Origin of the sequence: Streptomyces sp. NBC_01433 (assembly GCF_026340105.1) — a bacterium.
GTDB lineage: Bacteria > Actinomycetota > Actinomycetes > Streptomycetales > Streptomycetaceae > Streptomyces.
This window is the reverse complement of record NZ_JAPEPM010000007.1, coordinates 24,146-44,793: the sequence shown is the minus strand read 5'-3', so window position 1 is coordinate 44,793 and position 20,648 is coordinate 24,146. Positions and strand designations below refer to the sequence as shown.

Genomic DNA, 20,648 nt, shown 5'->3' with positions numbered 1-20,648 from the left:
CCCGGTGATGGTGGCGGCCGTGAGCACCACGCCCGCGGTGGCCACCGCCGGTCATCGAGCCGACTTGTGGCAGCGTCGGTAGTACGTGCACTGCTCAGGCGTGAGCCGGCGGACCGCGAACCCGCCGCACGAGGCACACCAGCGCTCGCCGGAGCGGTCCTTGAACAGGATCTGCTCCCAGAGCTCGGCCACGGTGTCGAATCCCGGCCCGAACTGCGGCTCAGCCACGGGCAGCAGGGGCAGGAACTCGGCGAGCGTGAGGATCTCGTGCTGGGCGTCCACTTCCGGCGCCCAGGAACAGCCGACGCCATGGGACATGCCTTTGTAGTAGCCGTGCGGGTTGCTCGCGTAAACCTGGACATCGCCGAGCGGGCCCAGCGCCGCCCCGTCCTGGAAGGGCGACAGGTCAACACGGTCATCAGACCCAGGGTGCGAACGGCTCCCGGCGAGGAGCGCCCCGGGATCACGTGAGCGGAGCTCGGCCGGCAGCGTACGGAGGTCGGTGGCGGGGGTGAGCGACAGCCAGTCCACGACCGGCCACTCCTCCCCGGCGGCCGCGTCCAGTCCGGCGCTGAGGCAGGGCCCGCGACGGCAGACACATCCGGTGCCTGCCTCGGCATCGCGGGCGGGAGCGAATGCGGGCCACCGGGGGTCTGCTTGAGGTTCGGGGCGGGGGCGGAAGGGGGCGCCCAGGTTGCCGATCACCACCAACTGCTCCGGGGAGCGGTCATCGGAGTCTGTGGCGAAGGTGTGGACCCTGATACCGAGTTGCCGTGCTGCGGCCCGTGCTGCGGAGCGGACCTTCTCGGCTCCGCCGAACTCGTTCACCTCGGGCTGGCCGACGGTCACCGACCAGGGGGCGTCCTGGGGCATGCCCCGTGCGGCGGCGTGCTCCTTGGCTTGGTGCATACGGGTGTTGAGAACCGACACCACGTCCCGCCGGGCCCGGGCGGGGGAACGCGCAGACAGGCGGGCGGCCTCCGCCTGTCCTGTAGTGATCAGTCCCGCCGCCCGGGCGATGCAGATCTGTGCCTCGGGCCGCGAGCCGAACGTGCCCCGCAGGTGTGCGCCCCCAGGCAGTTCCACGGTGAACCCTTCTCCGGTCTGCCGCACCGTGTACGTGCCCGCCGTCGTCTCAGCCGTCCACTGACCGGCTCTCGTCCTCACCAGCGGCACCGCGGCCAGCGCCGCCTCCAGCGGAGTCGGCGCACCGTGCTCCTCGTCGCAGTGCTCTTCGAACGTGCGGCGGGCAAGGGGCTCGAAGCGGTGGGCGCCGTCCAGCTCGCCGCACAGGGGGCACCGCACCGTGAGGCCGTCCTGCGTCGGGCGGAGCGTCGGCTTCAGGTCCCGTGGGGCGATCCGGTTCACGGACCGATGCTAGGTGTTCTCCGCCGGCCCTGTTGCCGGGGCACTCCTCGGTCATGCCGTGCCCGGGCCGGACTTTCATAGTTGTGACGCACATCACTGGGCTGCTGCCAAGATTTATTGTCGGAACTGTCCTCTGCCGGGCCTGGAGAGTAAGAGGTTCACTCAATTTGGTGCTGGAGGACTTGATGATCCCGTCAAAGACGCTTCTTCCGACGATCACTCCGCCGGGGAGGTACGGGCAGCTCGTGGAACTGATCACGGCTGCGGCTGAACTCGGTGAGGCGGAAGCGGAACGGCTCGCCGACGACCTGCTGGCCGGGCTGGGCCTGTACGGACCCACCCCTGAACTGGTTGACGAACTGTGCTCGGCGATGTTCTTCGACGCTGATCCGGACAGCGGCGGATGGGTCCAGTGCGGCGAATCACCGGGGCATGTCCTGCGCGGCGAGGTGCTGCACCGGGGCTTGTGGGGCGAGGGCCGCTGGAGCGACGACCACCGACAGGCCGTACCTGCCGAGGACAACGAGGCCTGACGCTGCCGCGCCCCCGAGCAGGCGGGCCGATGGCGGGGGCGAAACACCGTAACGCCGGGGGTGGGGTCGAGCGGACGGGCATCGGCGGCGAGGAGCTGCTCGGTGTCCGACCACAGGGCCATGGCCGCGTCAGCGCGGCCCGGGAAGCTAGGCACCCCGGGCCGCGCGCGGGGGAGAGAAGGGCGGCAGGCCAACGCCCCGCCCCACGGTGTCAAGCGGTGCCGCAAAACCGGAGGGCGCCCTACGGCGGTTGTGATGGACTGGCGGTCGAATGAGGCCGAGGGGGAAGTTTCGTGGACCGCTGCATCGTCCTGGTGGACGCCGGATACCTTCTGGGCGCGGCGGCGACGCTGCTCAGGGGCGACGCCGCGCGCTCGCGTCTGTCCGTCGACCACGCAGGGCTGATCCAGCAGATCCGCGAACGCGCGCAGACCGAGACCGAGCAGCCGCTGCTGCGGATCTACTGGTTCGACGGGGCACCGGACCGGGTACCCCAGCCCGAGCACCGGCGCCTGCGGGTGATGCCCCGGGTCACGGTGCGCCTGGGAATGCTCACCCGCGTCGGCGGTCGCGTCCAGCAGAAGGGTGTCGACGCCGCCATACACGCGCAGCTCACCGAGCTCGCGCGGCTCAAGGCGGCAAGCGACATCGTGCTGATCACGGGCGACGGTGACCTCCTGCCCGGAGTGATGAAGGCCAAGGAACACGGTGTGGCCATGCACCTGTGGGCCGTGCAGGCCGCCGACGGGGCCTACAACCAGTCCGAGGACCTAGTCGCCGAAGCGGACGAGCGGCAGCTGCTGGACCGCGCCTGGCTCACCCAGGCCATCACCGCCACCGAGCCGACTCCGCCGGAAGTTCCCGTGCAGGCCGCCCCCGACCCGTCCGCGCCCAGCGCCGCACCCCAGGCCCCCCTCCTGGCACCCGTCCGTGCCCCCACTCCGGGAGACCTGGCACGATCCGCGCCCGCTGTGGCCCTGCGCTGGTCCTCGGATTCCGGTTGGGTCGACCCCGACGACGGAATCCCGCTCCTGGAAAGCCTCACCACCTCCCGGCAGGTATGGGTGGACCGTGAGCAGGACCTCTCAGTGGGCGGCGAGCCCCATGAGGTGGGGAAGATTTTCGCCGCTCGCTGGGTAGAACGGCTCCCGCACGATCAGGCCGCCGACCTCCTGGACAGGCTGGACCAGGCGCATCCTCGGATCCCACGCTCCCTCGACAGCGAACTCCTGCGCTACGCAGCGCGGTTCGGCACCATCGCCAATGACGCACTGGACATCAGCGACGGCCACCGGGTGCAACTGCGCACGGGGTTCTGGAGCGGCATCGAGCAGTCGACCGAAGCACTGTCCACGCCGACGCCCTGAAAGACGGCCTGCCGCAGCAGTTCCGGCGATCATCCCTGATGTCACTCCGCGTCCGGATACAGCCGATCTCACGTGCGGGTACATCGAGAAGAACGACGAGTTCAGCATCAGGGGCAACGAATGGGCCCCCAGCTTTAGTTGACGTATCTCACGAAGGAGCCAGTGATGCCACGCCGCCGCTACCTCGTCGAAGGCGAGCGCATTGTCAAAGAGCTCTACAGGGCGATTCGCCAAGAGGAGTTCCCTCCTGGCACACCGCTGCCGCGCATTGAGGAACTCCGAGCTCGGCACGGGACGGATGAGTCGTCTGCCCGCGCCGCCGTGGAGTGCCTGTTCCAGCAGGGAGTTTTGGCCTTTCCGCTGGAAGGGGACGGATACTACTTCGTCAGGTTCGTGCCCACCCGCCCGTCTCGCTTCCGCCGGCGGGCCCGGCCGGTGCGTGGCTTCCGCCCACTCGTGCACCTGCACCGCCCGGCCTACCAAGAGTGGAACGTCGAGCGGCCTGCCGAAGCCAATTCGCTGTGCGGGATGAGCACCGATTCCGCGGATGGTTCCGGCCGCACCACGGACCCGGCGACAACTACCTGCCCGGCATGCCGGAAGGTGTACGCCGAGGGAGGCAACCTCCTCGGACCACACCGTCTTTGACCAGTTCGGCGCCCTGCGCTCGCTGCACCAGCACTGGCCGGATGTCAAAGGGTCGTACCTGCGCTGCTACAAGCAGGTACCCTCCTGCTGCTCCAAGCAACGAGGCCCCACCAGCCAGACACAGCACCCCGTAGACGGGCCCGGACGTGCCGCTTGTGTTGCAACGACGGGCTCCCACCGGGGTAAAGCATTCTGTCCGGCTCCGCGCGCTGTCGTTGCTGCGCCGTAGGGTGCCCAGCATGAAGGCCGAATCCGCCGTGTTTCCGGAAACCCCGATCTACAGTCGCCTCATTGCCGAACGCGGCGACATACCCGCCCTGGCCCGCGATGAAGCCGACCGCATGGACCGCTTGCAGGAGCAGATCTTCTCCCGTTCGAGCATTCCCGGCCGTCTGCAGGATGCCGGACAGCAGGGCTCCATTTTCGGCACCGCGCCGGCTCCTTCGAGGACCCCGCCGTTCAGCCGACTGGGTAACCGCCCGGCGGCGGACTGAGGTGCCCGGCACGGTGGTGATTCCCCGCCGCTCTGCGCGCTCGCCGTCGTTCCCTGCCCGGATTCGCACGAACGGCCGCACCGCCCGGATCGACGAGATCGGCGCTCGCGGATCTTGAGCTGGTGATGAGCCCGGCCACGATGCGCGGTGCGTGCTCAGGCGAGCCTCGGACGGTGAGCTGATCGGCCAGGCTCATCGTCGCGGCTGCGCCCCGGGGCTTACGTTGTCGCGTCCCGCTGCGCCCTCTTGTCCCTGAGCCACTTGCGCAGGCTGACCCCCGCCGGACGCTCGCTCTCCCACCGGACCTCGTCTGCGGCCTGCTCCGCCTGGGCCACCGCGCGCGGTGGCCCAGGCGGGCGTACACGAGGGCATGGCCACGGTCGAGAGGATGGCGGCGGCGAACCGCGGATCGTGCTGGTCTGCGACCGCCACGGCGAACGCGGCAGGGAACACCATCTCCGCCCGGGAGTTGATCATCTCCCACTCGACGTGCCCGATCCCGTCCACCGCGACCTTCCGGGGGACGAGAAGGGGCGCGTGGGCGCGGACCTCCCGGTACAGGACGGGGCTGTCCGGGGAGGTCCGGTCGAGGTGGTCCTCATGGCCGGTATGCCCCGGCGAGCGCGGCCAGGGTCTGGTCGAGGAAACTGGGCGAGCTGGGCGGGGCGGTCTCTTCGGGCACGGGGCGGCCTTCCTGGGCTGCGAGGGGACGGGGTATGCGTCCAGGCCCGCACGGTGGGCGGTGCGGTTCACCCTGGTGACGCCACCCCCGCGCACGCGGGGCAGAAGGCCGGAACTGCCCGGCTGCCACCAGGATGACAGATGCGCTCCGCGCAGGACGGCCCCACGTCCTGTCCGTCGAGCAAAGATCGGTGTGCACCGATCCGACCCCGCCGGACAGCGGCGGGTCCACCCCGCCGCCGTCCAGCCCGCCCGGCGCCAACGGCGGCGGAACGAGCGGCGGCATGCTCGGCGGAACCGGCTGACCCGACCGACACTCCGGCACCCCGGACGGCCCACTCGCCGCCCGGGGTGCCGCACGTTGTCAGTGCCGGGTGCGACCGTGAACGGCATGACCGCCACCGTCGAGACCGGACCGGACAGCCTGATCACCGCGCTGCGCCTGCCCGTGTGGAACGCGCTCGCCGACCGGGCTGACGCGCTGCGCCGCACCCTGCCCGCCCGGCCGGACGACGCCTTGGAACGGTGGGAGTGGTGGCACGGCATGACCAGCGAGCAGCAGCGCCGCGCGGCCCTCCTGGAGCACCTGGAAGCCCTGTGCGGGCACATCGCCGGGCGGCCTGCCCTCGGGTACGCCCCGGATGACCCGCTGCCGCTCGCCGCGCTGGAGGAGGCGGACGGCTTCACCAACGGCCACGTCGCCGACCTGATGACCACCTACCGGGCCGCGCGTATCGGCTGACCGAATCACGCGGCGGCCACCAGAGCGGCGAGCAGCAGCGCCGTGACGTGCGCCGTCTGATCCACGAGCGGCGCCCCGCCCTTCTGGAAGAAGTCCGTGCTGCCCGTGTGCTCCATCCACCACTGAACCGGCCAACGCCGGTCCACGAATCCGTGTGACAGGCCCACCCAGGCGAGCACGCCACCTGCGACGGGCAGCGTCAGCGGCAGGTCGAGCAGGACCGCCCCGGCGCCGAGCGCGACCGCCGACGCGACGACGTGCGTCCCGGCGTGGGACAGCAGGGCCCGCCAGCCGGCCGCGCTCCGCAGCGCCTTGTGCTCAGCTTGCGTGTCCGTTTGAAGTGCGTAGTCGGATACCAAATGTGCTGCGTACAACAGGATGAACAGGGTTGCGAACATGACGAGTTGACCTCCTGGTCGGGTGGAGACAGGCGAAGGGCCCGTGCGCCGGGCTTCTCGGCCCTGGGCGCGCGGGCCCGTGGTTGTTCGCGGTGGATCACGAAGAGCGCGTTCGACAGAGCTACTTCGCGTTTCCGGGACAGGAGTGACGGATGGGGTGGAAAACGGGGGAAAGCGGTGCGGGAGGGCGTCGTAGTCGCTACGGTGCAGCCCGAACGACACCCGGAGGAGAGCGCTTGAAGGGCGACAGGCACCCCAAGTCGGACATCGAGGCGGCGTTAAGGAAGGCCGAGGCCGCTGGTCTGAAGGTGAAGCGAGACCAAAATGGCCACAGGTGGGGTTACGTCATCTGCTGTCCGTGCAATGACGATTTGAAAGTCTGGTGTACTCCCAAGAACACCGGCACAGAAGCGAGGAAGGTCAATGAGTTCACCCGCCGACACAACAGTTGCAAGTGACCCCGAGTGGACGTTCGTGCTCTTCCCCGAGGAGCAGCCGACTGAGGAGCAGTCCGACGCGTTCGACCGCTGCGACGATCTCGCCAGTGGCGAGATCGGGTGGGAGACCAGAGGCGGCAGGGAGAACGTGATCTTCCCCTGCACGGTGGAGGCGCCGCACCTGGAGGACGCCGTGGCGTGGGCCGCTGACCGTCTGAAGAAGGTCGGCATCAGCGTCACGCAGGCTCACATGCAGATCCCGCTCATCGGCGGCGAGTCCGAGTAGGCCTCCGGTTGGCCGGGCCGCTGCCGTCCAGCCAACCCAGACCCTCGTGCACCTCACCCTACGACGAACGCCTCGCCCCTACAGCAGAGGCGAGTTCTTCCTGATCCTCCTGTGGCGCGCCTTGGCCGCGGACACAATGACGGCATGGACCTCATCGCCAAGGTGGCCTGCCGCCGGTGCCCCACGACCACCGAGCTCACCGTCCGCTCGGCCGAGCAAGCCGAACAGCGGCTGGAGACGGCCGGCTGGACCGAGGGCTCAGACGACGACGGCCATCTGTGCCCGGCCTGCTCGAAGCCGCCCGCCCGACGCCCCGGTCCGTACGTGCCGGACCCGTCGAGCCACGGGTGGAGCGCATGGAAGATCATGCCGGTGCTGCGGGCCGGCGGGTTCGCCCACGAACCCGGCGGCACCATCTGGCGATCGGGCCCCGACTTCTGCTGGGAGGAGTCGGTGTGGCGGGATGACGACGAGTGGGTCGACGGCGCCGAGTTGTGCGTCCGCGTCCACTACGCGGTGGGCCAGGCGAAGAGGGAAGGCAGCGCCGGGACGTACACGGCCGCGGACCGTGCGCACCACCGTGCGGGCCTGGACCGTCTCACCCGCTACCTCGCCGACCAGAGGTACAGCGTCATCGAGGACGCGCGCGGCGGCGAGACGACGCATCTGATCGTCTACCGGCTGGCCGGAGGCGAGAGCGACATGGGCGCAGCGACCCATGTCTGAGGGCGACTTCCCCCGCCCGTTGTGATCTCTGCCGCTGCGGGGAGGACATGCGGGTCAGTCGAACTCCATACTCCGGCGCCGTCCCCTTCCGCCGCGTCCTGTCGCCACTCCTGCCCCAGCAGCCTCAAATTCGCATTCTTGTGGACTCTTTGGCGCAGTTCTTCTTCTGCCCGGTATAGGGCGGGCCGGTCAGGCCCGGTCGACTGACACGAAGGAGAAGGCGATGGCCGAGACGAGTACGGACTGCGCGATGGACGCGGAGACGATCATGGTGGGGGTGGCGCGGCGGCCGGGCACCGAGCCGCCGTGCGCCGATGGGTACGACGTGCAGCGGCGCGGGCGCCGGGTGTGCGCGGCCGTCGTCGACGGCGCGGGCCACGACGAAGCGGTCGTCCGCTACGCCCAGGTGACGCCGCCGGTGATCACCCACATCGGCATGGTCATGGGCGGGCTGGCCGCGCTGACCACCGCCGGGCAGATGGCCCACGCCTACGACGTCCCGCCGCATGCCTCCGCTGTCTATGCCCGCATGGAGCCGGGCCAGCCCACCGCGATCCACTGGATCGGTGACTGCCGCGCCTACGGCTGGGACGGCAACGTGCTCACCCAGTGGAGCACCGACCAGACCATGGGCGAGTACCTGCGCCGCAACGGTGCGGCCGTGGAGCTCGCGGAGCACCACGACAACTGGTCGCGGACCGGTCTCGCTCAGGCGGGAGCGGCCATGTGCCGCGAGGCGCAGATTCCGGAACACGTCCGCCTGGTCCTGATCGTGACCGACGGTGTCTCGGACCAGGTGGGCCATGCACGGATGGAGGCGCTGTGCCGCACGCACGCGGCGGATCCACAGGCCCTGGCCGACGCCCTGGCCGCCGCCACGGAAACCGACGAAGAGGGCTACCGCGACGATGCCACGGTCATCGCCATGGCGGCCGCGCCGGTCTCGCCCGGCCCGGGCAGTCACGGGGTCTGATCGGGCTCCGTGGCAACGAGGAAGTCCTCCAGCGCCGCGACGTCCAGCAGGTCGATCCAGGCCATGTGGTCGGGCAGGGGACCCGTGTCGGCGGCCAGCAGGTCGGCCGTCTCACCGCTGACGGCGAACACCGCGCGTATCGCTGCCTCGTGGCGTCGGCGTAGCGGGAGTTCGCCGGGCCCGGCCTGAGAGAGCCCGGCCAGATAGGCGCGGGCAGGCGGGGTGAGGATCACGGCGTGGGAGCGCAGGAAGTCCTCGAACGCGCCGTCGGCCGGGTCGGCGGTGTTGGCCGGGTCGCCGAGCTCGGGGCAGGGCAGGGAGCAGTCGTCGAGGAGGATCGCGACCAGGCCGTGTTCCTTGTTCTCGTCCTGGTGCGGCACCACCCGCCACCCGGTCGCGGACCTCAGGTGGTTCGCCTCGGTGCGGTACTCGGCGCAGACCGCCTCCAGCAGCGACCGCAGTCCCAGCACCAGGGCGGCGGGGTCGCTCATGGCCAGCGTGTCGGGCTGCCGGGGCACCAGCAGGCGGTAGCGCAGTAGTTGGCGCACGGTTTGTGCCTTCGCGGCGTAGGCGGCGAGGGTCTGCTCCGCGCCGAACCGCGCCGCGGCCGGACTCACCTCGGTACTTCGAACGTCGGTGTGGAATGCGCCATTGGCAGAACGCCAGCCCACGCTCCACCGCCAGCACTCGCGGGAGGCGGCTCTCTCGGTGGAGCCCCAGACCGGATCGTCCCACGAGGTGAAGGGGTGTGGGTCGACGGGTTCAGCGGCCACCCGGGCCTCCAGGGGATGGGGTGCGCCGGGCACCGGCATCCGTGCGGTGAGCCGGCCGCCGCCTGCCTGCCAGTCCAGGGGGGCGGGCGGAAGCGCGGAGACGCGCAGCAGAGCGTCGCCGAGTCCGGCGAGACGGACCAGGAGGGCCTTGCGGACTGCGCCGGTCTGCTCGGGGTCCCAGTCGTGCGGGGCCACGTGGTCGAACATCCGGAGCAGTTCGGCTTCCCGGGCGCGACGGCTTCGTGGCGGGGTCGCGGCATCGGGCAGTGGATCATCGTCGTCCGCCCAGCCCCGGGCGAGGACGGGTTCCTGGTAGGCCAGGCAGACTTCGCCGCGGGTGAGGGCCATCCCTTCGGCGGCATCGTGCAGTTCGGCCGCCGACAGGCCGGTGACCAGCGCGGCCAGGTCATCGACGAGGGTGGCGGCCTGCCACGGTGTCGGCGGCAGCGTGATCGGCAGGGCCGGCCACTTCTCGGCCGTGTCCTGGAGGTCATGGACGTAGAAACGGACATCGAGCGGCACCTGGTCCAGCGCGGTGAACGTCCGGTCCACCAGCTGCGCCGCGAGGCCGGGGCCAGGCACCGGGCGGCTGCGGAACGCGCACACCGCGGTCACCAGCTCCGTGGGGGGAACCCCGAACGCGGTGGCGGCCAGCCCGGTCCGGGACATGGGTACGTGCTGGGTCATCGCCGAAAGACTCCTATCGGTCAAGGGGGCAGCACGGTTGCCACGCCGCGGCGGCCCGGGGCGTGTCGTCGTCAGGGCTGTTCTGCGGGCGGCTCGGGAGCGGGGTGTCCGAGCCGGTCGGGTGCGGGTTCGGGCAGGGGCCAGTGGCGGCGGTCCCGCTTGCCTTCGACCGTGTCGAGGAGGGTGTCCTCGGACATCTGCAGAGCGGGGGCGCAGCGGATGAGCTGGGACGGGGAGGCGGGGGCCCCGGCGAGCCAAGCGGCGATCATGGGTTCGGGCAGGATCGCCGCCTGGGCGAGCCGGAGCGAGCCCAGGCCCAGGTGCGTCATGCGATGGTGCAGGGTTCCGGCGGTCGTCATGTCGCGGGAGAGGATCGTGAGCCGTTCCTCGAGCGTGCCGGCCAGGCCGGGGTCGAGCGGTGCGGGAGGCGTGGTGCCGCGCAGATACGCGCCGGGCTGGCGGTGGTAGTTGGCCAGGGCGTAGTTGGCGCAGTCCAGAAGTAGCTCGCAGGCCCAGCCGCGGGCCTGGCGGTCATTGCGGTCGGCACCCAGTCGCCAGGTGCTGTTCAGCCCGCGCAGGCAGAAGTCGCGATCGACCAGCAGCAGGCCGGCGTGGACGGCGCTGGCGCGGGGGTTGAGCGGCCAGATGCCACGCGGCGCGAGGGAGGGTGTGGAGAAGAACAGGGTGAGCAGACGTTCCAGGGTGACGCCCATATGGATTGCGGTCGGCTCGTCGAAGAACCGACGCTGGGCCAGGCCGACGAAGGTCTCGAACTCCTCACGCAGTCCGCCGGGAAGCTCGGTCGCCGGGACCTTGCCTGCCGCTGTTTCCTGATCGCCGACCAGTGCCGGGGTGCTCGCGAAGAACGCGGCCGGATCGGCGCCGGCCAGCCGGTCGAGCAACCAGGGCTCCAACGCGCGCGGTCGGCGAGGCCGAGTGTTGCCGAACGGGGCGAACCAGGCACGGGGCCGCAGGTCCCCGATGCCGAGCTGCAGGTTCGCGGGATGCTCCGGATCGGTCACGACCTCGCTCAGATCGCTGTCGTAGTGCATCAGCACGTCGAAGTCCTGGAGGTAGTACTCCAGCACCAGATCGAAGGCGCGGTGCCTGGCGCTGATCCGGTCCCCGGCGGGCAGGCCCAACTCCTCTGCGTAGTCCTCGTCATCGAGGAGATCCACGAGCTCCTTCGCCTGCCCGACGATCAGATGCAGCGCGAGCTCCTCGGCGGTGCAGCTGGCGTTCGGGGCCCGCCCTGCCCGCAGGTCGTCCGCCAGGTTCTCCACCGCCCCGACCATCGCGAGCCGCCACGCCGCGCCCTGGCCGTCGCACAGCGGCGGCAGACTCCCCAGAAAGGAGTCGTCGCCGAGCCACAGCTCCTCGTCCTCATCCTCGGGGCGCTCGAAGACCCGGTCGCCGTAGTGGAACAGGTCGTGCCAGCCTGCATCGGCCACCTGGTCGGCGGCGGCGGCCAGCAGCCGGGCCGCCAGCGGAGTGAGCACCCCATCCCTGTCGTCACCGAAATACCCCCGCCCGTCCTCAGCCGCGTCCTGCTCGTCCTCGTCCAGCGCCCCGCTGCCCGAACGGTGGACGCTGTCCAGGTGCAGCAGCACGGCGGCCCGCTCACCCGTCAGCGGATCCGGGGCAACCAGTGCCCCGCCGTCCAGGTGCCGCTGCGCCCAGTCGGGGTGGCCGCGCTCAACGTCGCGGGGCCGGATGAAGCTGTAGGGGGAGAACCAGTAGCGAGGGGCGTCCCAGCCTTCTGCCGGCTCCTCAGGAACATCGCCGTCGTCCGCGTCCTCCTGGGGGCCGACGGCGGGTTGCGCCTCGGGGATGCTGTACTTCGCTCCTTCAACGATCAGCTGCCACGCCTCCTCCCAGTACGGTGGCTGGTAGCCGGACTCGTCGGGATGGTCAGGGACGGCGACGCCCAGCGCGTGCAGTTCCTCGTCGGTGGCGGCGAACATCGCGGGCGCGGCCTCCAGCATGCGACCGAGCGCCCACTCCTCCGCCGCGCATCGCGGCAGCGGCGCGAGGCCAGCGGTGAGATCGTCGGTCAGATCCCACAGCGCCCGCGCCACCGCGGCCCGGAATTCGCGGTCCATCCGGTCGCACGCCTCCGGCAGCAGCGTCAGCACGGTACCCGCCGCGGCAGGGGCATTGCGGGTGAACGGCTCGTCACCGAATTCGGCCGTATCGCGGTAGGCCAGGACCGCCAGCGCACGCCCGGCGGCCATCACGAGGCCCGCCTCGAACGGCGGCAGGATCTCCTCCATGCCACCGCCCGGCACATCGAACAGCTCGGCCTCCTCGGTGAGCTGGCCGAACGGGTCGTCGGAGGCGGACGTCATCAGGTCACTCTCGATCCGGGTCTTCACCGGCGCTGCGTCAAAGTCGTGCTGCGGCCCGTGCTGCGGACACGCCGACCGTGCCCACCGGGCATCGAGCATAGGGCCGCCGCAGCGCAGCGCCTGACCACGTCACTTGCCACCGCAAGCACCATGGTGGATGCCGACCGCTACCCCCGACGACTGCGAAGAGCCGGGGCTCTGGTAGGCCGAGAGCCTGGCTGCGTCCTGTTCGGGCGTCAGCCGCCTGACGGGGTCGACGAGCGGGTTCCGGCGGCGCCGCAATGCCTGGCTCAGCAGGTCGGCCGCGCGGTCGGCGGCAGCGCGGGCCAGGAGCTGGTGGGCGGGATCGCCGAGTTCGGTCCGCGGCTCGGCCGCCGCCGGCTCGGTCGGCGGTGTGGGCAGGGGCGGTAGGGGAGGGGCGGTGTGCCACTGCCGCCGGTAGTAGAGGTTCCGGGCGTCGATGGTGGGCGCCGAGAGCCTCTCGGGCCGGTAGTAGGGCTGTGTGCTGGGATGTTCGGGATCGTCCACGAGGGCGAAGAACACGGTGGGGGCGCACCCGCCCAACAGGAGCAGGGTCAGGGGCTCGTGTTCCAGGCTCCGGGCGTAGCACTCGATGAGGGCGGCGATGTGTTCGCAGACGCTCTTGCGGCTACGGCAGGGGCAGTCGGAGTTGCTGATTTCGTTCAGCGTGGGAAGCAGGTACACGTCGAGGCTGTGAGCGAGGTCCAGGATGCGGAGCATCGCGTCGCGGCTGGATTCAGTGGCGAGCTGATGGGCATGAGGGCGGGCGGTGGCGGCGAGCTGGAGCCACTGCTCGTCCGAGAGCCGCGGCCAGAACACCTCGATCGGAGAGGGATAGTTGGGATCGGCGCGGACATAGAGGGACTTCGCGTCCTCGATATACAAGTGGCCGCCGAGGCGGCCGGGCCACACCGTCAGGCCGGTGATCTTCTCGACGTACGGCGCCCCGGCGTTCATGCGCTGCTCGTCGCGGCGCTGCTGCATCAGTTCCCCGTACCAGGCCTCGCGGACAGGGCCGACACTCCGTTCATCGTCGTCGGTGGCAGTGGTCGGATGGTGCACGTAGACGGTGCCGTAGAGCTCGTTGTAGGTGTGGAAGAAGGCCATCAGCGTCAGTTCCTCCGGAGCCCGACCAGCTCGGCGAGCTGGTCGTCACCCAGTTCGGTCAGGCCCAGCTGTTCGGCGCCCAGGACCATGTCGGCGGTCTCGCGTTTGGTGGCCAGGAGTTGGAGGACCTTCTCCTCCACGGTGCCCTCAGCGATGAAGCGGTGGATCTGGACCGGCCGTGTCTGTCCGATGCGGTAGGCGCGGTCGGCGGCCTGGTCCATTACGGCCGGGTTCCACCACTGGTCGACCTGGAAAACATGCTCGGCGCGGGTCAGGGTCAGGCCGCTGCCGGCGGCACGCAGCGAGAGCAGGAAGACGGGGAAACCGCCGTCCTGGAACCGCTGAACGAGCTGATCGCGCTGCGCGGTTGAGGTCTTTCCGGTCAGGACCTGGTGTGAGATGCCGCGCTGGTTCAGATGTGAGGCCAGCAAGTCGAGCATCTGGGTGTACTGGCTGAACACCAGCCCCGCCTGGCCCTCGGCGAGAAGCTGATCCAGGAGCGTGTCCAGGAGGTCGATCTTCCCGGAGCGCCCTGCGACGATCGGGTCGGCTTCCTTGAGGTACTGGGCCGGGTGGTTGCAGATCTGCCGCAACGAGGTGAGCAGCTTCAGGACCAGGCCGCGTCGGTTGATGCCGTCGGCCGCCCGGATCTGCTGCAGCGCCTCGCGGGTGACCGCCTCATACAGGGATGCCTGCTCCCGGCTGAGCGGCACGAACGCGTCCGTGTCCGTCTTGGGCGGCAGCTCGGGGGCGATGCCAGGGTCGGTCTTCTTGCGGCGCAGCACCAGCGGGGAGATCAGCGCGGCGAGCCGCGCGGCCGCCGCCGCGTCGCGGCCCGCCTCGATCGGGCGTGCGAACCGCTCCCGGAACGCGGGCCACGTGCCGAGCAGGCCGCTGGTCGCCCAGTCCAGCAGCGCCCACAGGTCCGCCAGGGAGTTCTCCATGGGGGTGCCGGTCAGCGCGACCCGACTGCGGCTGGGGACCTTGCGCAGCGCTCCGGCGGTGCCCGACAGGGCGTTCTTGACCGCCTGGGCCTCATCCGCGGCCACGAGCGACCACGCGGCCCCGGTGAGGCGGTCGGTGGAGCGGCGCAAGGTGGCGTAGGTGGTCAAGACGACCGCGTCCGCAGGCAGGAGGTCGAGGCTGCGGGCCGGGCCGTGGAAGCGGCGGACGGGCACGGTGGGGGCGAAGCGCGCGATCTCCCGCTCCCAGGCGCCGAGCATGGTGGCCGGGCAGACCACCAGCGTCGGCCCGGCGGTGGCCGCAGTCTCCTGGTTCAGCAGGTGCAGGGCGATCAGCGTGACCGTCTTACCCAGGCCCATGTCATCGGCCAGGATCCCTCCGCCCACCGGGCCGCCGGCGAGGTGGTGGAGCCAGGAGAGCCCCCGGCGCTGGTAGTGGCGCAGCTCCGCCTTCAGCGCGGCCGGAACCGCCACGTCGGTGTGCGCGGCGCGGGCCAGGGCGGTGCGCAGGTCGGCCAGCCAGCCGGCGGGATGGACCTCGACACGCTCCTCGCCGATCTGCGCGCTGCCGGTCAGCGCGCACACCAGGGCCTCACCAGCGGTGACCTGCCCGAGGTGGCGGTCGCGGACACGGCGCAGCAGAGCCGCATCGACCCGCACCCAGCGGTCCCGCAGCCGCACGAACGGCCGGTGCGCCTCCGCAAGCCGATCCATCTCCGCTTCTGTCAGTTCCTCGTCGTCCACGGTCGCCCGCCACTGGAAATCCAGCAGCTGCTCCGCCCCCAGCAGGCTGGTGGGGGCGATGGACGCCGGGCGCGGGGCGATGACGATGCGCCCGGTCAAGGCGCGGACCAGGTCGCGGGGCCAGTGGACGGCGCAGTCCACCCTGGCCAGGCGCGCGACCGCATCGCCGAGCAGCTCGTCGATCTCACTCTCGTCCAGGTCCAGCGCCCCGGGACGGCGCGGGTCCTCAAGCAGGCGGGCGAGCGGCGGCCAGGCCCGGGCGGCACGGCGCAGGACGACCAGGGATTCCATCTGCCGGGAGGCATCCGGTGTCCCGGGCGCGGGCACAGCACGCCACAGCGGCCCGGCGTCCGCGACCCGGTGCCCGCCGAGGATGTCGTGGACCTGGACGACCGCGCGGACCCCGGTCTCGGTGTCGTCAGCGTCCAGCTCCAGGCGCAACGACAGCCGCACACTCGGAGCGGGCTGGCTGGCCATGCGGGGGCTGGCCAAGAGCAGGTGCGGCACGTGCTGGGCGGCACGGTCGGCGAACGCGGCCTGGCCGGTGGCCACCGCGGCACCGGGGGAGCGCGGCAGGAAGTCGGCCATCGCGTCGACATACGCGGACAGAAGATGGCCAGGGTCGCTCATCGACGGACCGGAACCCAGAGAAGAGTGCGAGGTCGCGTGCGCGTGCGCCTCGGGCGGCATGGCCGCGAGCAGCGCGTCGAACTGCTCCTGCCGCAGACCGGGGCCGGTGCTCTTCCACGCGTCGTACCCGCGCGCGGTCAGCGTCGGCTCCAGGCGGCCGTCGGCGACCAACTGCAGCGCCAGCAGGGCTGCGGCTCCCCAGAACTGGCAGGCCTCGTGACCGAGGCCATGGGTGCGGCAGTGCACCAGCAGCGGCCAGGCGTCTTCCAGCCCGAGGGTGTAGTACGGGACGTTCCCGGTCTTGGCCTTGCCGCCGGACCAGCGCACGATCATGGTGGTGCTCTCACCCAGGCGCGCCTCGGGCGGCACGCTGAGCTGGTCGGCCGGGCCCATCGTTGCGGCCGGACGCCAGAACCTGAAACGGCCGGTCCGCGGCGGATCCCCCGGCACGAAGATCGCCGGGTAGTCCGTGAGTGTGTACCGACCCAACTGCCCTCTCTCCCATGTTGCGCCGCCAGTGCTCTTGCCAGCCTGGCAGCGCCCACCACCATCCCAGCGCCCCTACGGCGAATACACCCAATCGAGTGAATGATCTGCGAGCAGGCTACGTGGCCGGATCGGGACTTGATGTCGGGCGACGAACCTTGATCGAACGCATGCGGGCTTCCGAGTTGTGATCGCCCAGGTGCAGTACCCCTGGCACACCGGCCGCCGGCTGTCGGGTTTCACGACTTCAGCAGCAGCGACGGGCTGACGGCCGGGATGAGCGAGGCGGTGAGGGCGCTGAGTAGCCGGGTGTTGGCCGCCTGGTCGTGGCTCAGGTCGATCGCTTGCCGCGGCAGCCGGTTGAGGTGCTCGAGAACCTCGGCGCGGGCCCTGGGCGTCCCGGCGTTGCTTCCTTCGGTGAACCCGAAGAGATCGGGATAGCGCTCTTCGTCCGAGGTCACAAAGACGCTGCTGGTGACCTCAAGAAGGCGCTCCTTGTTCGCGTGTCCAGGGGCCCCGGGGGCCGGGGTGACGCGCGGGAGGAGAACCCCGGCCGCAGTGCCGGTGGTTGCCAGAGACAGGCCGAACCAGCGGGTGAGCTGTTCGGGCCAGATGTGTGCCTTCAGTTCCCGGCCGGACGAGGACATCAGCGCACCGGTACGCCCGGTGGTGAGGGCATCGGTGACGCGCTGGTCCTGGGTGGGATGAGGCGGTTCGCCGGCCTGAAGGTGGGAGTGGGCAGAGCTGGTGAAGGTGAGTGCGTGGAGGAGCCCGAGGCCGATGGCGGCTGCGGCTGGCCACGGCAGGAGACTGAGCGTGCCGTCGGTGTTGGGACGGGCGAAGCAGCAGTCGTTTGCCAGTAGCGCGCCGCCGGCGGAGGCCAGGGTGAGAGCGGTCGTGGTCTTGCCCGCTCCGGAGTCGCCCAGGGTGAGCATGGCGTGCCCGCCGGGGAAGACCGCGGCGGAGGCGTGGAGCAGGACCCATCCGTCGGCGATGAGCCGGGCGCGCATCATCTCGCGGGCGAAGCGGGTGGCGGCGGTCGCCAGCCGCGTCGGCCGGCCCGGCGAAGCGGCCGTTTGTAAGACCCGTCGGCCGCTGATCCGCAGGTGCTGCTCGGCGGGGGCGTAGTGGAAGGCGAGAGCCGGGTCGGACAGGGTATGCGCGCTCACGGTCCTGTCTGGGTGGCGGGTGTAGCCGATGGGTTCGCGGGCGAAGACGGCGTGCTGCGGATGAAGGGTGGCGAGGGGAGCGCGGTGGTTACCTTCCTGGACGGTGACCACCGGCCCGGGGGCGGTGGAGCTGCCCGTGGTCGGCGAGGCATCCCAGTACCGGCCGAAGTACCTGGCCGCCCAGTCCGTGACCCGCGGGGTGTTGGAGCGGATGGTGACGATTTGCAGGCCAGCGGTCAGGGAGAGGGCGTGCTTCACGGCGAGGCCTTCCGGTCGGCCCGGCAGGCGGCCGGGGCGGGGCTGTGTGCGGCTATGCGCTGGTCCGGGAGACATCCGGGGCGGTGAGCTCGTCCGGTGCCCGCTCACGCAGGACGTCGGCGAGCCGCGCGATGCGGCGCAGCGGTTCGAGGTCGGGGGCGGGCGGGGCGGCGTCGGCGAACAGGGCCGCGGCCGCGTGGTGTACGGAGGTCTGAAGCGGAGAGTCCGTCAGGACTTCGTCGTGCACGACGGCGCCGTCGCGTACTGCGGTGAGCCGGTGGTGGTTGCGCTCGAGTTGCCAGCCGCCGGGTGCGGTTACGGGTTCGAGATGCAGGGTGAAGCGGGTTCGTCCGGCGTGGACGGTGACGTGCCGGTAGCGGTCGTCGGCCGCGCGAAGTCCCTGGCGCCACGGGGGCCGGGGTGCGGGTGCGGCGTCGTCGGCCTGCCCCGGGCCGAGGATCGAGGAGGTCAGCTCCAGCCGCAGCACGCCCGGGGCGCCGGGACGGGGGAGGTCGGCGCGCTCGGTCAGGGCGGCGACGAACAGCGCCGGGTCGTATTCCGGCTCGGTCGTAGTGGTGGCCGGGTCCAAGGCCAGGTAGTGCTCCCACGCCGGGGCGGGCAGGATGCCGCGGGTGACAGCGAGCATGTGCAGCCATTCGTAGCCCAGCACGCCGTAGTCGCGGTCGATGAAGCGCCCCGAAGCGCTGTCGGGGCGCCGGTCCTTGGTGAAGAGCACCGAGACCCTGTCGATGGGCGCGCCGGGTTCCAGCGCGGCGATGAGGCCGGTGAACGCTGGCAGCGTGGTGGAGTGCCGGTACTGGTCGTTGACGATCATCCGCGCGGCGGGGTGGTCGGCGAGCAGGCGGCTGAAGGCGTCGATCTCGTGCCCGCGGCAGGCCGGCTTCTCCATCAGGACGCGGGCGGCCGGGTTGTGCCGGAGGATCGCGCGGAGCACGTCCAGGTGCTCGGCGGTGGGGCAGCAGACCGACCACAGGTCGATGCCCGCGGCCACCGCCGGGGGCAGTTCGCTGACCTGGTGGGGGAAGGTCCGCAGGGACGCGGGCAGGTCCTGGTGCTTGGGGTCGATGACGGCCGGGGTGGCGCCCAGGGCGGTGAGGATCTCGGTGTGCAGGCGCCCGGCGACGCCGTATCCCACGATCGCGGCCCGCGCCAGACGGCCACGGGCAGTAGGGCGCGGGGCGGGGAAGGCGGACACCTGGCCGGCGCCGGAGCCCGGTGCGGCGTACAGGTCGTAGTACGCCTCCCACAGGCCGGCGTCCGTGATGGCGGTGTCGGCCGGGGCGGTGTGCAGTCCGGCGGGGATGCGTCCGGGGTCGGCGCACAGGGCGGTGGCGACGATGAGGGTGGCGGCGCGGTAGGCGTCGTAGCCCTGGCTGGGGATGGAGTCGGCTTCGAAGAGGTTCATCGAGCGGCCGTTGCCCAGCAGGGTGAGCGACTTCTCGCCGGGCAGACCGAAGCGCATGCCCACTCCGGGGAGCTCGACGGCTCCCGCGCGGTGTACGGCGTTCTCGGTCAGGGCGCTGAAGTCGCGGGTGGCGAAGGGGGCGAGGAGCACGCCGTCGGGAAGGACGCTCAGGTCGGTGTCGGTCAGCGCGACCTCGCCGGTGGTGCCGATGATGAGGAAGGGCCTGGTGGCGGCGAGGGCCTGGGCGGCGGTGCGGTAGGTGGTGAAGCCGTGCTCGGCGGCGTCGATGAGCGCCGGGAGGTCGGTGTCGACGATGTCGACGCGGCAGCCCAGATCTCGTAACTGGGCGGCCAGGCGGGAGCCGAGGGTGCCGTAGCCCAGCAGCAGTACCTGACGGCCGATGATCTTGCGGTCCGGGAGCAGGGCGCGCAGCCGTCGCAGGCAGGAGTCGGCGATCTCCCGGTAGCCCAGGCGGGACTTGACCTGGGAGCGGGCCATGTTCAGCACGGGGATCGCCAGCTGGCCGGCGGCGGCGATCCGCTTGATGCCGCTGACGGTCAGCTCCAGCGCGGCGTCCACCGTGCGGGGCGCGCCGGCGGCGCCGTAGCCGCGGGCCAGCAGGCCGCCGTCGTCGACGACCAGTACCCGCCGACCGGCCGCGTGCGCGGCGTCCAGGAACGCGTCGATATCCGCGCCGACGCGGGCGAGTTCGCCCTGGTGCGCGTCCGGGTCGTTGACGGCCGTGTTGTCCAGGACGTCACTGCGATACCCGCGCGCGGTGAATGTGGCGTGGACCCGGTCCCGGTTCCACGTCTTGTCGCCCTTGTCCAGGGCGAAGATCCACTCAGGGGGGATCCCGGCCCGCTCCATCGCCAGGACGAATCCGGTGCTGTGCTCCAGGTAGTGGTCGCGGAAGAGCAGCGCCCAGTTGCCGAACGCCGGCTGCTCGGTGCTGTAGCGCTCCAGCAGCGGCATGGCGGCCCGGATGCCGTCCAGTTCGCTCCCGGTGTAGGGCAGGGCGCGCGCGGACAGAGCGTCGTGGAGCTCGGCAGCGAGCTGGCTCCCGCCGGAGCCGGGCGCGGGGTCGATCAGGATGTCCACGGCGGCCAACGGCGGAGTCTGGAAGCCCAGCGTGCGCGGCGCCTGCGGTGGCAGGCTTTTCCACCGCACCGTGACCAGTACGTGTGAGGTCACCGGGTCGGTGAGCCGGAGCGTTCCGGCTCCCTCGTCGAGCGCGCACTGCAGCTGGCGGCGCTCCGCGAGCGCGGTGGCGGCCGTGATGATCGTCTCGGCGCTGATCGGTCCGCGCAGGACCACCCACTGGTCGGCGGCTATGGCCGTCGTGGACATCGGTTACTCCTTCATTCGTGGACCGCCCGGAGGC

At 71.1% G+C, this 20,648-nt stretch carries 16 protein-coding genes; 8 read left to right on the top strand and 8 right to left on the bottom strand.

Annotation, left to right across the window (positions count from 1 at the left end):
- Window positions 1–51: 51 nt before the first annotated feature.
- On the bottom strand, window positions 52–1,368 hold the full coding sequence (locus OG413_RS45215) for a hypothetical protein (RefSeq protein WP_266814335.1): 1,317 nt from the start codon (window positions 1,366–1,368) through the stop codon (window positions 52–54).
- Window positions 1,369–1,553: 185 nt separating this feature from the next.
- Between OG413_RS45215 and OG413_RS45210 the strand changes: the two genes are divergently transcribed.
- The 5 genes from OG413_RS45210 to OG413_RS45190 all read left to right on the top strand — a co-directional run bounded on the left by OG413_RS45210 (window position 1,554) and on the right by OG413_RS45190 (window position 5,833).
- The gene (locus tag OG413_RS45210) at window positions 1,554–1,901 is read left to right on the top strand and encodes a hypothetical protein (RefSeq protein ID WP_266814334.1); all 348 of its coding nucleotides are present in this window, start codon (window positions 1,554–1,556) and stop codon (window positions 1,899–1,901) included.
- A gap of 293 nt (window positions 1,902–2,194) precedes the next feature.
- A complete protein-coding gene (locus OG413_RS45205; protein ID WP_266814333.1) occupies window positions 2,195–3,268 on the top strand; it encodes an NYN domain-containing protein in 1,074 nt (357 codons plus the stop codon).
- 165 nt (window positions 3,269–3,433) lie between these two features.
- Complete coding sequence (locus tag OG413_RS45200) at window positions 3,434–3,916, top strand: GntR family transcriptional regulator (protein WP_266814331.1); 483 nt, start codon at window positions 3,434–3,436, stop codon at window positions 3,914–3,916.
- Window positions 3,917–4,173: 257 nt separating this feature from the next.
- A complete protein-coding gene (locus OG413_RS45195) occupies window positions 4,174–4,410 on the top strand; it encodes a hypothetical protein (protein WP_266814975.1) in 237 nt (78 codons plus the stop codon).
- 1,072 nt (window positions 4,411–5,482) lie between these two features.
- On the top strand, window positions 5,483–5,833 hold the full coding sequence (locus OG413_RS45190; RefSeq protein ID WP_266814329.1) for a hypothetical protein: 351 nt from the start codon (window positions 5,483–5,485) through the stop codon (window positions 5,831–5,833).
- Window positions 5,834–5,838: 5 nt separating this feature from the next.
- Here the strand turns inward: OG413_RS45190 and OG413_RS45185 are convergent, their stop codons facing one another.
- Window positions 5,839–6,231, bottom strand: a complete 393-nt coding sequence (locus OG413_RS45185) for a DUF3307 domain-containing protein (RefSeq protein ID WP_266814328.1) — start codon at window positions 6,229–6,231, stop codon at window positions 5,839–5,841.
- 423 nt (window positions 6,232–6,654) lie between these two features.
- Between OG413_RS45185 and OG413_RS45175 the strand changes: the two genes are divergently transcribed.
- The 3 genes from OG413_RS45175 (at window position 6,655) to OG413_RS45165 (ending at window position 8,653) form a co-directional block, all read left to right on the top strand.
- Entirely contained in the window at window positions 6,655–6,954 is a 300-nt protein-coding gene (locus OG413_RS45175) for a hypothetical protein (protein ID WP_266814326.1), read from the top strand.
- A gap of 144 nt (window positions 6,955–7,098) precedes the next feature.
- Entirely contained in the window at window positions 7,099–7,680 is a 582-nt protein-coding gene (locus OG413_RS45170; protein WP_266814325.1) for a hypothetical protein, read from the top strand.
- A 223-nt stretch (window positions 7,681–7,903) separates the two neighbouring features.
- Window positions 7,904–8,653: a SpoIIE family protein phosphatase gene (locus OG413_RS45165; RefSeq protein WP_266814323.1), complete on the top strand. Its 750-nt coding sequence runs from the start codon at window positions 7,904–7,906 to the stop codon at window positions 8,651–8,653.
- On the opposite strand, the gene OG413_RS45160 is transcribed toward OG413_RS45165, so the two are convergent.
- The 6 genes from OG413_RS45160 to OG413_RS45135 form a co-directional block, all read right to left on the bottom strand.
- Complete coding sequence (locus OG413_RS45160; protein ID WP_266814321.1) at window positions 8,641–10,113, bottom strand: hypothetical protein; 1,473 nt, start codon at window positions 10,111–10,113, stop codon at window positions 8,641–8,643. The genes OG413_RS45165 and OG413_RS45160 overlap by 13 nt on opposite strands.
- A 71-nt stretch (window positions 10,114–10,184) precedes the next feature.
- The gene (locus OG413_RS45155) at window positions 10,185–12,461 is read right to left on the bottom strand and encodes a hypothetical protein (protein WP_266814319.1); all 2,277 of its coding nucleotides are present in this window, start codon (window positions 12,459–12,461) and stop codon (window positions 10,185–10,187) included.
- Between the two features lie 129 nt (window positions 12,462–12,590).
- A complete protein-coding gene (locus OG413_RS45150) occupies window positions 12,591–13,589 on the bottom strand; it encodes a hypothetical protein (RefSeq protein WP_266815865.1) in 999 nt (332 codons plus the stop codon).
- Window positions 13,590–13,594: 5 nt separating this feature from the next.
- Window positions 13,595–16,414, bottom strand: a complete 2,820-nt coding sequence (locus tag OG413_RS45145) for a DEAD/DEAH box helicase (protein ID WP_323138047.1) — start codon at window positions 16,412–16,414, stop codon at window positions 13,595–13,597.
- A 236-nt stretch (window positions 16,415–16,650) separates the two neighbouring features.
- Window positions 16,651–17,838: a hypothetical protein gene (locus tag OG413_RS45140; protein WP_266815864.1), complete on the bottom strand. Its 1,188-nt coding sequence runs from the start codon at window positions 17,836–17,838 to the stop codon at window positions 16,651–16,653.
- Window positions 17,839–17,890: 52 nt separating this feature from the next.
- A complete protein-coding gene (locus OG413_RS45135; RefSeq protein ID WP_266815863.1) occupies window positions 17,891–20,614 on the bottom strand; it encodes a Gfo/Idh/MocA family oxidoreductase in 2,724 nt (907 codons plus the stop codon).
- Window positions 20,615–20,648: the final 34 nt, after the last annotated feature.